Source organism: Collimonas arenae (genome assembly GCF_000786695.1).
Classification (GTDB): domain Bacteria; phylum Pseudomonadota; class Gammaproteobacteria; order Burkholderiales; family Burkholderiaceae_D; genus Collimonas; species Collimonas arenae_A.
In genome coordinates, this window is sequence record NZ_CP009962.1 from 1810159 (window position 1) to 1823016 (window position 12858).

10 protein-coding genes are annotated in these 12858 nt (G+C 58.9%); 3 read left to right on the forward strand and 7 right to left on the reverse strand.

Going from position 1 to position 12858, the window contains the following annotated elements:
- Positions 1-118: 118 nt before the first annotated feature.
- On the reverse strand, positions 119-1276 hold the full coding sequence (locus LT85_RS08230; RefSeq protein WP_038487317.1) for an ABC transporter substrate-binding protein: 1158 nt from the start codon (positions 1274-1276) through the stop codon (positions 119-121).
- Positions 1277-1805: 529 nt separating this feature from the next.
- Entirely contained in the window at positions 1806-3200 is a 1395-nt protein-coding gene (argH, locus tag LT85_RS08235; RefSeq protein ID WP_038487320.1) for an argininosuccinate lyase, read from the reverse strand.
- Positions 3201-3374: 174 nt separating this feature from the next.
- On the opposite strand from argH, the gene LT85_RS08240 reads away from it, so the two are divergent.
- The gene (locus LT85_RS08240) at positions 3375-4502 is read left to right on the forward strand and encodes a histidine kinase (RefSeq protein ID WP_081992161.1); all 1128 of its coding nucleotides are present in this window, start codon (positions 3375-3377) and stop codon (positions 4500-4502) included.
- A gap of 147 nt (positions 4503-4649) precedes the next feature.
- Positions 4650-5450 (forward strand): LytR/AlgR family response regulator transcription factor, encoded by an 801-nt coding sequence (locus tag LT85_RS08245; protein ID WP_081992164.1) that lies wholly within the window; start codon positions 4650-4652, stop codon positions 5448-5450.
- Positions 5451-5458: 8 nt separating this feature from the next.
- Here LT85_RS08245 and LT85_RS08250 read toward each other — a convergent pair whose 3' ends face one another.
- The 5 genes from LT85_RS08250 to wrbA form a co-directional block, all read right to left on the reverse strand.
- Positions 5459-6802 (reverse strand): DUF1501 domain-containing protein, encoded by a 1344-nt coding sequence (locus LT85_RS08250; RefSeq protein WP_038487321.1) that lies wholly within the window; start codon positions 6800-6802, stop codon positions 5459-5461.
- 21 nt (positions 6803-6823) lie between these two features.
- On the reverse strand, positions 6824-8365 hold the full coding sequence (locus LT85_RS08255; protein ID WP_038487324.1) for a DUF1800 domain-containing protein: 1542 nt from the start codon (positions 8363-8365) through the stop codon (positions 6824-6826).
- A 122-nt stretch (positions 8366-8487) separates the two neighbouring features.
- On the reverse strand, positions 8488-9900 hold the full coding sequence (locus LT85_RS08260; RefSeq protein WP_038487327.1) for an FAD-binding oxidoreductase: 1413 nt from the start codon (positions 9898-9900) through the stop codon (positions 8488-8490).
- A 420-nt stretch (positions 9901-10320) separates the two neighbouring features.
- Complete coding sequence (locus LT85_RS08265; RefSeq protein WP_253273693.1) at positions 10321-10761, reverse strand: DUF2069 domain-containing protein; 441 nt, start codon at positions 10759-10761, stop codon at positions 10321-10323.
- Positions 10758-11387: an NAD(P)H:quinone oxidoreductase gene (wrbA, locus tag LT85_RS08270; RefSeq protein WP_038487330.1), complete on the reverse strand. Its 630-nt coding sequence runs from the start codon at positions 11385-11387 to the stop codon at positions 10758-10760. Before wrbA ends, LT85_RS08265 begins: the two co-directional genes overlap by 4 nt.
- 97 nt (positions 11388-11484) lie before the next feature.
- On the opposite strand from wrbA, the gene LT85_RS08275 reads away from it, so the two are divergent.
- Positions 11485-12798, forward strand: coding sequence for a YihY family inner membrane protein (locus tag LT85_RS08275; protein WP_052134902.1), 1314 nt, complete (start codon positions 11485-11487; stop codon positions 12796-12798).
- Positions 12799-12858: the final 60 nt, after the last annotated feature.

The following is a 12858-nucleotide window of genomic DNA, read 5'->3' on the forward strand; positions in this document are numbered from 1 at the left end:
GCTTGGACAGAGTCGCTCGGACAGAGTCGAATATTATTTTGCAAGAATATTCGACTCTGACCCCAATTGTTTCATTGTTTGCGATGGCCGTTATCGCCGGTGACAACGGCTGTCGGGATTACTTCAGCAAGATGAACTTGCCGCCCTTGGCGATATTCACAATCGCTTCCTGCTGCGCGTCGTAGCCGACTTCCTTGCCGGTTACTGGCGGCGCCTTACGGAAGGCGAATTTGCCTGTGGCGCCTTCAATCGTTACCGAAGGCAGTGCCTGCTGCAGGGCGATGCGGTCCTTGTCTATGGCGCCGCTCAGCTTGACTTTCTTGAGAGCGTCGGCGACCACATGCAAGGCGTCATAGGCCTGCGCTGCAAACTGGTCGGGATCGCTGCCGAATTTTGCCTTGTAGGCGGCGATGAACGCCTTGTTGGCCGGCGTCAGGTTTTCCGGCGACCATGGGCTACCCATGATGGTGTCGTCGCCAGCGCCCTTGGCGATATCAAACAGCTTCGGCGAATTGAGGCCGTTGCCGCCGATGAACGGCTGCTTCATGCCCAGCGCGCGGGTTTGCAGAATGATGTTGGCGGCTTCTTCGGTCAGGCAGGAGCAGACGATGGCGTCAGGATTGGATGCCTTGATCTTGGTCAGCTGCGCCTTGAAGTCGACGTCGCCTTTGGCATAGGCTTCGGTAGTCGTGACTGGAATCTTCTGGTCGGCCAGGGTGGCCTTGAAGACGTCGTAGCCGCTCTTGGTGAAAGCGTCGTCGTTACCGTAAATGATGGCGACTTTCTTGATGCCGAAATGCTTGACTGCGGCACGGGTAGTGACCGGCAGGACGTCGGCTTCCATGACGGAGTTACGGAAGGTGAACGGGCCCATGGCAGTGATGCCGTCGGCGGTGTTGCTGGTGCCGAAGGCGACGACCTTGGCGGCATTGGCGATCGGGTCGGCGGCAAAGGCTGAGTTAGACAGGGTCGGGCCGAAGACCAGCAGCGCCTTGTCCTTGAAGATCAGTTTCTTGAAGACGTTGATGGCTTCTTCTTTTTTGCCTTGCTCGTCTTCGATAAGCAGTTGCAGCTTGTTGCCGTTGACGCCGCCGGCGGCGTTGACTTCATCGGCCGCGAGCGTAAAGCCGTTCTTGATGGCGACGCCGTATTTAGCGGCAGGGCCGGTCAGCGCCGCGGCCAGGCCGAGCTTGACGTCAGCCGCTTGGGCGGCGCTGGCCAGGCCAGTGGTGAGCATCAGCAACGGCAGTGTTTTCAAGATGGTGTTGAATTGCATTTCGATATCCTCCAAGAGACCGTTTTTATAGTGACGTCCTGTGATGCCCGACCTTGCGGCCGAAAGGCATTATGTAGCAGGAAGCCGCCAGAAGCCGCCAGCGTTTTTATTCCGGCGCGCGCAGAGACGCGCCAAAGGTGAACAAAGTATAAGGGATTTTCGTTCAGAAATTCCGGGCGCACAGCGCGGTGTTTCGTACCTGATGGAAGCCCAGAAGTGGTGATTTTTTGTGTCAGGCTAGACGCAAACCGGAGCGATAGTAAGACTATATCGGGAGGATTGGCAACGATACCTGGCGCAAAAAAAGCGCCGCTTATGGGTTTTCAGCATGTGTGGAACACCACGCACACTACTCACGAGCCAGGTAAAGCGGATGTTTTACGCGGGGGTGCTGCGACTTTTGGTCGGTTTTGGAGAGGTATTGCGTGATTTTTGGCAATTATACCCGGCGTTGGTTGTTTATGTCAGCGGCCGTCATGCCAAATCGGCATGGCGGCAAGCATTGCGCTTGCCGCTATGTCCGTGTGTATCAAGCCAGTTGCTGGCGCAAATGCTGGATCGCCAAACGCACCTGACGTGGCGCCGTGCCGCCGATATGATCGCGTGCCGCGACCGAACCTTCCAGCGTCAGCACCTGGAATATATCGTCCTCGATCAATGGCGAGAATGTGCGCAGCTGATCCAGCGACAGATCGCTCAGGTCGCAGCCTTGGTCGACGCAGCTGCGCACCGCATGCGCCACTGCTTCATGGGCGTCGCGGAAAGGCAGGCCCTTCTTGACCAGGTAGTCGGCCAGGTCGGTGGCGGTGGCGTAGCCTTGCAGCGCCGCAGCGCGCATCGCTTCCGGTTTGACCGTGATGCCGCGCGCCATGTCGGCGAAGATGCGCAAGGTGTCGGTGAGTGTGTCGACGGTATCGAACAGCGGTTCCTTGTCTTCCTGGTTGTCCTTGTTGTAAGCCAGCGGCTGGCCTTTCATCAGGGTCAGCAGGGCGATCAGGTGGCCGTTGACGCGGCCGGTTTTGCCGCGCGCCAGTTCCGGCACGTCGGGATTTTTCTTTTGCGGCATGATCGAAGAGCCGGTGCAGAAGCGGTCGGCGATGTCGATAAAGCCGATGCGTGGGCTCATCCAGATCACCAGTTCTTCCGACATGCGCGAGACGTGGGTCATCACCAGCGCGGCGGCGGCGCAGAATTCAATGGCGAAGTCGCGATCCGAAACGGCATCCAGCGAATTGCGGCAGACATCGTCAAAGCCGAGCGTTGTCGCTACGCGTTGACGGTCGATCGGGAAAGTGGTGCCAGCCAGTGCGGCGGCGCCCAGCGGCAAGCGGTTGACGCGCTTGCGGCAATCCAGCATGCGCTCGGCGTCGCGCCCGAACATTTCCACGTAAGCCAGGATGTGATGGCCGAAAGTGATCGGCTGTGCTACTTGCATATGAGTAAAGCCGGGCAGGATGGTGTCGGCGTGTTGTTCGGCCAGATCCAGCAGGGCCAGACGCAGGTCGCGCAGCAGGCCGCTGATGTCGTCGATGGCGCCGCGCAGATACAGGCGGATGTCGGTGGCGACCTGGTCGTTGCGGGAGCGGCCGGTATGCAGGCGCTTGCCGGCATCGCCCACCAGTTCGGTTAGGCGCTTTTCGATGTTCAGGTGGACGTCTTCCAGATCCAGCAGCCATTCAAACTTGCCGCCGGCGATTTCATCCTGGATCTGGGTCATGCCCTTCTTGATCGCTGCGTAGTCGTCGGCGCTGATGATTTTTTGATATGCCAGCATCTCGGCGTGGGCCAGCGAACCCTGGATATCGACCTCAGCCAGGCGCTTGTCGAAAAATACAGAGGCGGTGTAACGTTTGACCAGATCAGAGACGGGTTCGGAAAAACGAGCCGACCAAGCTTCGCCTTTTTTGGAGAGTTGTGCTGTCATAATTGAGTATTGAACCGAGCGTTAGGTGAGCGATGAATTATGCGATTATAAATCACTGCCTCCTGAAACCGACTGTGTCAGCTTGATAGAGACATTTTTTGGCGCAATATCTTCTTAGATACACGCTTGGGTATGCGCTTTATAACCAGCTTCGGATTGTTTTTAAATCAACTAATGCCAGAATCCCTCTCCTCAGACCATGCCGCGGATAATGCCGCCGACAACGCGTTGGCGCAGCAGCCCGGTGCAGTGGTGATTCCCGACGGCTGCAACCTTGGCGTGGTGTTTCGCGCCCTGATTGCGGTAAATCTGGCGGTCATGGCGGCGATTTTGTTGCGCACCGATGGTCTCGTAGCTGCCGTCAACGGCTTTGTCGAATCGGCCATGCTGGTTGAGCCGGCCTGTTTTTTGTCCTTATCCATATTGTGTGGCTTGCATCGGATCGGCCACCGCTTTTCCCTTGTAGTGCAACGACTGCTGTGCGCGTTGGCGCCGGCGCTGGTGATGGTGGCGGTGATTCGGCTGCTATCCGGATTCGACTGGTTCCTGAACGGCTTTTCCCATCTCAGCGCGGCCGGCGGCGTGACGCGCGTGGCCTTGGTGGCGGCCTTGTTCGGAATCGGCTTGCAGCACTATTTCGAAATGCGCGCACGGGCTTTTTCGCCGGTGCTGGTGGAAGCACGCTTGCAAGCCTTGCAAGCCAGGATCAGGCCGCATTTCCTGTTCAACAGCCTGAATGCCGTGCTGTCCCTGATCCGCACCGAGCCACGGCGGGCCGAGGCAGCGCTGGAAGATCTGGCAGATTTGATCCGGGTATTGATGCGCGATGGTCGCGCCATGACGACGCTGGAAAAGGAAATCCGCCTGTGCCGGCAATATCTGTCGATCGAAAAAATACGCTTGGGCGATCGTTTGCGGGTGCAGTGGGAGCGTGACGGCATCAGCGATGAAGTGGTGTACCGGGCGCAGATTCCGACCTTGCTGTTGCAGCCGCTGATAGAAAATGCCGTCCACTATGGCGTCGAACCGAGCACCGAACCGGCGCTGATCCGTATCAAGCTGAGCTATTCGCTGGAGCGGATCGAGATCGTCATTACCAATCCCTACAATCCGTATAGCGGCAAGGGAGTCGCCGCGCTGCCGGAAGGGAACCAGATGGCGCTGGAGAATATCCGTGAACGGCTGGCGCTGCTTTACGACGTTGAAGCGCAGTTGACCACGGCTAGTACCCTCGGGCAGTTTGAGGTGCGCGCCAGTTTTCCTTATGTGAAAGCGGCACAGGCCAAGCCGCAGAACGGCTGATGAAATATATTTTCGCGAAAACGCGGAAGACGCGAAACAGGTAAAGAAATTTCTCGTGTCCTCCGTGTTTTCGTGGACAATGTTTTCCTGAGAGAACATTGCTCCCATTGCCCCATAGCTCCTATTCGCAAATCATAATAATCCGTCATGATTCCTCGCATATTCATTGTCGACGACGAAGCCCCTGCGCGCGCCAGACTGAGCACGCTGTTGTCCGACATCGTCGCCGATTGCCCGCATTATCTGGTTGGGGAAGCTGCCCATGCGCAGGCTGCGCTGGAAGGGATTGCCGCCACCGCGCCGGACCTGGTGTTGCTGGATGTGCAAATGCCCGGCATGAGCGGCTTGCAACTGGCCGAACAATTGATGAACAAGGCAGGCACGGCTGAGCCGCCCTTGCTTATATTTGTGACCGCTTATGACGATTACGCACTCAATGCGTTTGAGGTGCAGGCTTTCGATTATCTGGTCAAACCGGTGCGCGCTGCGCGTCTGGCGCAAGCCATCGCGCGCGCCAGCCGTGTGCGCCGTGCGTCACCGGAGACGCCGGCTGCCAATGCTGAAGCCGCCGCACCGGCTGCCTTGCCGCGCCAGCATTTCGCCGTGCAGGAGCGCGGCCGCATGTCGCTGGTGCCGATGACGGAAGTGCTGTACCTGAAGGCGGAGCTGAAGTACGTCACCTTGCGCACTAAAAACAAGGAATACCTGATTGAGGATTCGCTGGTATCGATCGAGGAAGAGCTGGCGGCCCACTTTGTGCGTGTGCATCGCAATGCGCTGGTGGCGCGTAACGCCATCGTCGGCGTTGAACGGGGTATTTATCTCGCGGACGGCGAAGGCGACGCCGATAAGCCGCAGGAAGTCTGGCAAGTCATCCTGCGCGACATCGATCACCGGCTGCCGATATCAAGGCGGCAATGGGCGGTGATCAAGGCGCTGGTGCGATAAATCAGCAGCTATACCAGCAAGTTCATCGCATGCGGCATGCCAGCGGCATATTGCGGGAACAGTTTCTGCATGGCCGGATCGCCGATGCGCATATGCTTTTCCGCCAGCGTGGCCAGCACGGCGCGGAAGTCGGTGGTGACGGCCAGGTCGCGTCCTTCATTCAAGGATTTATCGTCGATGCCCGGCCAGTAGCCGTGGATGGTGCGGCCGCGTACATTGCCGCCCAACAGCCACATGGCGTTGCCGTGGCCGTGATCGGTGCCGCCGTTGCCGTTTTCACGGAAGGTACGGCCGAATTCCGAGATCACCACAATCACTGTGTCGTTAAAAGCCGGCCCCAGTTCGCGCGCCAGCGTGGCCAAGCCATCGGCCAGCGGCCGCAGCCGCCCGGCCAGCTGGCCGGCGCCATTGCCCTGGTTGGTATGGGTATCCCAGCCGCCGACAGCGACGAAGCCGAGGCGGATGTCCGGGTTGCCTTGCATCAGGCGGCCCAGGCGTGCGGTATCGATCGATAGGCCGTTCGGCAGAGGCGCGCCATTATTGGCCGCTTTTTGTTCTGTGCTGTTGGCGTCGGCCAGCAACTCCTTGCGCGCCGAAATGCCGTCGCGGTAGGACTTGCCGAGCGCCGCATCCTGGGCATACAGCGCCGCGTAAGCCTGGCTGACTTCGGGCTTGTCTATCAGGGTTGGCCGGGTAGCATCGCGGCCGGTGGGCATGTTGGCGACCACGGCGCGGCCGGTCAGGATGCGCGGCACCGATTCGCCCAGCGTCAGCGCTTGCATCGGCGATTGCGATGGCGGCATCACGCCTAACATCCGGTTCATCCAGCCGTCGCGGGTATTGTGTTCGCCCGGCGTGCCGGTCTCCATGTAATCCTGGGCTTCAAAATGCGAGCGCGACACGTCGGGCGAGCCGGAAGCGTGAACAAAAGCCAGCCGGCCATCTTCCCAATAGGGTAGCAACGATTGCAGCGCCGGATGCAGGCCAAAGTAGCCGGTGAGGTCGAGCGCGCCGTTTTGCGTGCCCGGACGGGAGACTGCAATCGTCGGCCGCGCCTTGTAATAGTTGTGATCGCCATGCGGCACCACCACGTTCAATCCATCTACCGCGCCACGCAGGAACACCACCACCATGCGTGGCGTTCCGTCACCGGTTGTATGTGGCCGTTGCAGCGGATTGCCATAGGAGAGCGGGCTGTCGGCGCCGGTGGCGATGCCGACCGGTGGCGTTGGCTTGGCCTTGGCCAGCGGCTTGCTAGGCGGCGCGACTACACAACCGGACAGTCCGACCGGGATCAGGATGGCGCCACTGGTGGTGAGGCCGAGATGGCGGATGAAATCGCGACGGTTCATATCAGGTTCCTAACGCTCTAACTATCTTTTCATGAAATCAGGGCCGCCGAGTATCAGGCCGACCTGCAGATTGGGCGGTGCGGCGGTGATGGCGGCGAGGCTATGCGGCGCCAGCGCGGGCGACAGGGTTTGCATCAGTTGCTGCGGGTCGACGGGTGTCGTGGGCAGGGGAACTGGCGGCGGCGATCCGGGCGGCAGCGGCGGCGTTTCCGCGCGGGCTATCGGCGACTTGCCGTTGCTCAGGCCATTGACGAAATTGATCCTGCGTAGCAAAGCATCCGGATTGAGCCAGGCTTCCTCGGAGAATTTGTAGCCCTCCGGCGTCAGCCAGCCGTACATGGGTTGTCCAAGCTGGTTGAGGACGCCGTCGATCGGCTTGTAATTCAATACCGGCGTCGCCGTCGCCCGCAGCGAGGAGACGACATACTGATAAGGTGTCTTGAACTGCGTCTGGTAATTGCTGCGTGCCCAGAATTCCTGGCTATCGAACAAGGTACGCAGTACTGCCTTGATGTCGCCATTGGTAGCGAGAAAGCGGCGCGCCAGCTTCTCGGTCAGGGCAGGTTCCGGTTTGTCGGAGACGAAATATTGCACCAGTTTGATCGCGATGAAATGGGCGGTTGCGGGATGGCGTGCGAGTATGTCGAGAGCTTGTTCGCCTTCCTGTTCGCCGCTGCCCTTGATGGTCTGGCCGAGAAAAACTTTGTCGCCGAAATCGTGGCGGCGCGGATTGAACACGAAGGCTGCCTGGCCGTCTTTCATGCCTTTTTCATCGATGGTCCAGCCGGTCAGGATGCGCGCCAGCGAGATCACATCAGCCTGGGTGTAGCCGCTGTCGACGCCCATGGTATGCAGTTCCAGCAATTCGCGGCCGTAATTTTCGTTGAGACCTTTAAACCGGCCTTTGGCTTCCGGCGTGTTGACGCCGCTGCTGAGCCAGTTATCCAGGTAGTAGAGCATGGCCGGATGATGGGCGACGCTGCCCAGCAACTGGCGGAAATTGCCGAGGGCATTCGGCCGCAATACATCCCTTTCGTACTCGCCGTTCCAGTAACGGACCCAGTCCTTGCCTTCGAATACATTGAAATGGTTGAACCAGAATTCGCTCATCACTTCCTGCAACTGGCGGGGACTTTCTGTGGCTTGCCACAAGCGCGCAAAATGGACTTGCGGCGTAATGTCTTTGTTGGCGCGCTGGCGCGCCATGTTCTTTTCTTCGGGCGTTGCGCTATTGGGCGGGAAGGAGGGCGGGCCGTACTGCTGGTAAAGCTGGGTGGCGTTGAGTTGGTAAGTCGGCAAGGTGGAGAGCTGGTTCGACAAGGCCTCTGGCAATGGCAGGCTGTCGGGGCGCAACTGCTGGTCGATGTAGCGCTTGACGCCCATGTGCCTGACCGTATCAACGTCGCCGGGACGCGGGCCGTAGGCTAGCCGGTTCAGCACATGCAATGCCTTTTCCGAGTCGTTCAACGGCATCTGGGCGGTTTGCGCCTGAGCGATGACGCTGGCGCAACTCAGCGCCAGCGTCATCGCCAGCAATCCGGGAAGTTTTATGGTCGAGGTCATGTCCGGCCTTATGCACGTTGATCTTACGTCCCGGGTTAACGACTGGTTGCGGACATGCGCCGACAGCAGCGGTGTAACAGATTGTAAGGCGGCAACATTCCCGGCGCGTGACCAAGCCCTTGTTAGATCACTTTCCCTGGATTCATCAGGTTCAAGGGGTCGAGTGCCTGTTTGATGGTTTTCATCAGGGCGATTTCCACCGGCGATTTATAGCGCAGGATTTCTTCGCGTTTCAGCGCGCCCAGGCCATGCTCGGCCGAGATTGAACCATTCATGCGGTGAACATTGTCATGCACCACGCGATTGATCTCGGCCTGGCGTTCGATGAACTGCTCCGCCGGGATATTCAGTGGCGGCGAAACGTTGTAATGCAGGTTGCCGTCTCCAAGATGGCCAAAGGTGACATTGCGGCAGCCGGGGAAATTTTCTTGCAACAAGGCGTCGGTGTCGGCGATGAATTCGGCGATGCGTGAAATCGGGAGCGAGATGTCGTGCTTGATGTTCTTGCCTTCCTTGGCCTGCGCCGAGGAAATGCTTTCGCGCAGTTGCCACAGGGCGCGCGACTGGATGCTGGAGCTGGCCAGTACGGCGTCTTGGCAGATGCCTTGTTCCAGCGCCGCGCCGATAACGGATTCGAGCAAGCTGCCGGCATGCTCTGCGGATTCATTGTCTGAGAGTTCCAGCAGCACATACTGGGGATGGCGCTGGTTGAAAGGGAATTGCAATTGCGGGAAATGTTTGGCAACCAGCTGCAAGCATAGGTCGGACATCAGTTCGAAGCCGGTCAGGGTGGCGCCGCAATGACTTTGCGCCAGCGTGAGTAAGCGTAGTGCGTCTGCCGGAGTTTGCAACGCCGCCAGGGCCGTCAGTTGGGCTTTGGGTTGCGGAAAGATTTTCAAGACAGCGGCGGTGATGATGCCCAGCGTGCCTTCGGCCCCGATGAAGAGGTCGCGCAAGTCGTAGCCGGTGTTGTCTTTGCGCAGTCCGCGCAGTCCGTGCAGGATTTCGCCCTGGGCAGTGACGACTTCCAGGCCGAGGCAGAGTTCTCGGGTGTTGCCGTAGCGGAGGACGGCGGTGCCGCCGGCGTTGGTGGAAAGGTTGCCGCCGATGGTGCAGCTGCCTTCGGCGGCTAGCGACAGCGGAAGCAGGCGCCCTGCATTGGCTGCGGCTTCTTGCACGTGTTGCAGGATGCAGCCGGCTTCTGCAGTGATGGTGTGATTGACCGGGTCGACTGCGCGGATCCGGTTGAGGCGCTTGAGCGACAGGACGATCGCCTTGCCGCTTTGGTCGGGGACGCTGCCTAGCACCAGGCCGGTGTTGCCGCCTTGGGGGACGATGGGGATGTTGTGTTGTGCGCAGAGTTGGACTAGTTTTGCGACTTCTTTGGTGTTGGCGGGTTTGACTACGGCGATTGCTTCGCCTGTGTAGCGTTGGCGTTGGTCTGTCAGGTAGGCGGCCTTGTCGTCGTTGTTGGTCAGGACGTGGGCTTCGCCAATGGCCAGGCGGCAGGCAGCAAGGAATGCGTCGTTGTTCATCTCGTAAAATTTCGCTGTATGAGTTAATTGGGGTCAGAGTTTTTTTACGACAGCCTTATCGTCGTAAATTACTCTGACCCCAATTAACGGGCCACGGAGTAAGTGCGTTTGTAAATAAAGAATTTACTGCTCCGTGGATGCAGGCCGGGGGTAGCCCGGCAGCTAGTCACTTTTTCTTGCTTCGCCAAGAAAAATTAACCAAAAAGAAGGCGACCGCAAAGCCCTTGCCTTCCCTTCGGTCAGGTCCCCAAAAGAGGCGCGTGCCAGCCGGGTGGGGCACAAACTCGCTGCGCTCAGACATGTGCCCCACAATTCCCGACCGGCACGCGCCTCTTTTGGCAAGTTCTCAATGCGGGGTAGTTCAAAAGCAACTGCAAATTCAAAAGCTGCAGCCTTGTTATTTCAACGTTGGCGCCTGATTTACTGCGACGCTTTTTTAATTGCTTGCTGCGCTACTTCCTTCGCTGCCTTTTTGTACGGCCGCAAATACAGAATCGTACACAAGAAAAATAGTGTGCTGAGGGCCACTTCCAGCCAGCCTAGTCTGGCGCTGAGCAGGTTGCTGTCGCTGGTGGCGCGGACTATGCCTTCGGTGAAGTAGATCAGGATTAGCATCGAGGCCCATTGCATGGTGTAGACGTCGCGCTTGAGGACGCCGCGCAGGGGGAAGAGCAGGGGCAATACTTTCAGGACCATCCAGGAACCGCCAGGACGTAGCGGCGCCAGGAACAGTTCCCATGCCACGCCCAATGCGATCAGGGCCAGCAGGCTGCCTACCGCGCCGAAATAGAAGAAGCGCGGTTGACGCGCGGCGTGCGGCAGGGGGTGGGTTGCGGTGTCGGGTTTCAGTTTGGTAGTCATCTTGCCCCCGCTGGGTTGAGCTTCAAGGCGGTTTGCGCCAGGCGCCTTCCTTGGGCTATGGCCAAGGTGCGGCTTTCTGTGGAGATCGGATGCGTGCCGTTCATGCCGGACCAGTGACTGGCGCCGTAGGGCGAGCCGCCGCTGGCTGTGGTCATTAATTCAGGCAAGGTGTAAGGCAGGCCCATGATTAACATGCCATGATGCAATAAGGGTGTCATCATCGACATCAGCGTCGATTCCTGGCCGCCATGCAAACTGCCGGTGGAGGTAAACACGCAAGCAGGTTTTCCTGCCAGCGTGCCGGCCAGCCAGTCGGTGCTGGTGCCGTCCCAGAAATACTTCATGGCGGAGGCCATGTTGCCGAAACGGGTGGGCGAACCCAGCGCCAGGCCGGCGCATTCTTGCAGATCCGCCAGTTCTACATACGGGGCGCCTTCGGCGGGAATGTCGGGGGCGCTGGCTTCGGTCACGGTGGAGACCGCTGGCACAGTACGCAGGCGGGCTTCGCAGCCGGCGACCGAGTCGATTCCCTGGCCGATCAGCTCGGCCAGTTTGCGGGTCGATCCATGGCGTGAATAGTACAAAACCAGAATCGGTGTATTAACGTTAATGTTGGATGAGTTCATTTTGGTATTATAGGGCGCTTTAGCGCCAATTCATGGTGCGAAACGCTCGCTTGGCACGGTTTCATCATTCGCCGCGGCGGCCAAAATTAGGTAACGCATGAAGTCAATAAAGTTTTCCAGATTACGCGGCCTGTCCTGGGCGGAATTACGCGATCTGTTCCGTTTTGCGGCGCGCCGCCTGGACGAGGAGCGCTTGCCGCAAGTGGCCGGCAGCCTGACCTTTACCACTATCCTGGCGTTGGTGCCGATGCTGACGATCGCCTTGGCGATTTTTACGGTTTTTCCGCTGTTCAGCACCTTCCGCGCCTCATTGGAGCAGTATTTCGTGCATAACCTGATGCCGCGGGGTATCGCCAACACCATTCTCGATTATCTGAACCAGTTTGCCACCAAATCGGCGCGCTTGTCGGCAGTCGGCGGCGTGGCCTTGATCGTCACCTCGGTGCTGACCATGTCGACCGTCGATCACGTGTTCAATCGCATCTGGCGCGTAAAAAACCAGCGGCCATGGATTCATCGGGTGCTGGTGTACTGGGCCATCATTACCCTTGGACCTTTGTTGATAGGCATCTCGATCACCGTCACTTCCTATCTGTCGGCGGCTGCCAACGGCCTGGTGGTGAGCTGGATCGGCCGCTGGTTCTATACCTTGTTGTCGGTGTCGCTGACCACCGGTGCCTTTACCTTGTTATATGTAGCGGTGCCGAACCAGCGTGTCGACTGGCGCGATGCGATTTGGGGCGGCTTGCTGGCTGGTATTGCTTTCGAAATTGCTAAGCGCATCTTCGCTGCCTACATCCTCAAGTTTCCCACTTACACCATGATTTACGGCGCGCTGGCAGCCTTGCCGATTTTCCTGCTGTGGATCTACATGCTATGGATGATTACGTTGCTGGGTGCATTACTGGCGGCGGCGCTGCCGGTGGTGAAATACGAGCGCTGGTGGCACGTGCCGTCTCCCGGCAGTGCTTTTGTCGACGCCATGGCAGTGTTGCAGGTCTTGTATCAGGCGCGTACCCGAGGTGATTCGGCGGCGGTCGACGCGGGGCAGATCCGGCGCGTCACCAGGCTTGGCTTCGATGAGTCACAAAGCCTGCTGCAGCAGATGCTGGAGGCCGGCTGGGTAGGAAGCGTGCAGACTGAAATGCCGGCCCGTAGCCAGTGGGGACGCAAGGTGCAGATCTGCGTCGATGGCTGGATTTTGCTGGCGAATACGGAACAACTGACGCTAGCGGATATTTATCGCATGTTCGTCTGGAATCCGGCTGCCGGGAGAGTCGTCGATACCGGCTTGGAGCAGAGGGTTGAAAGCGCCATTGAACACGGTCTTGAACAGACCCTGGCGGCGCATTTTACGCAGAGGCAATCAGCCGACCCGCACCTTGAGAGTCCTGCCCTGCGGCAGGTTTAAAATCCAGAAATAGCTCACGCTTACTCTGCCGGGATAAGTCGGCCGCGTGTAGTTCATCAA

Bases quoted from the DNA above. Each gene is read 5' to 3' on its own strand.
- LT85_RS08230 (WP_038487317.1), bottom strand. From the start codon at position 1,276: ATGCAATTCAACACCATCTTGAAAACACTGCCGTTGCTGATGCTCACC.
- argH (WP_038487320.1), bottom strand. From the start codon at position 3,200: ATGACAGCACAACTCTCCAAAAAAGGCGAAGCTTGGTCGGCTCGTTTT.
- LT85_RS08240 (WP_081992161.1), top strand. From the start codon at position 3,375: ATGCCAGAATCCCTCTCCTCAGACCATGCCGCGGATAATGCCGCCGAC.
- LT85_RS08245 (WP_081992164.1), top strand. From the start codon at position 4,650: ATGATTCCTCGCATATTCATTGTCGACGACGAAGCCCCTGCGCGCGCC.
- LT85_RS08250 (WP_038487321.1), bottom strand. From the start codon at position 6,802: ATGAACCGTCGCGATTTCATCCGCCATCTCGGCCTCACCACCAGTGGC.
- LT85_RS08255 (WP_038487324.1), bottom strand. From the start codon at position 8,365: ATGACCTCGACCATAAAACTTCCCGGATTGCTGGCGATGACGCTGGCG.
- LT85_RS08260 (WP_038487327.1), bottom strand. From the start codon at position 9,900: ATGAACAACGACGCATTCCTTGCTGCCTGCCGCCTGGCCATTGGCGAA.
- LT85_RS08265 (WP_253273693.1), bottom strand. From the start codon at position 10,761: ATGACTACCAAACTGAAACCCGACACCGCAACCCACCCCCTGCCGCAC.
- wrbA (WP_038487330.1), bottom strand. From the start codon at position 11,387: ATGAACTCATCCAACATTAACGTTAATACACCGATTCTGGTTTTGTAC.
- LT85_RS08275 (WP_052134902.1), top strand. From the start codon at position 11,485: ATGAAGTCAATAAAGTTTTCCAGATTACGCGGCCTGTCCTGGGCGGAA.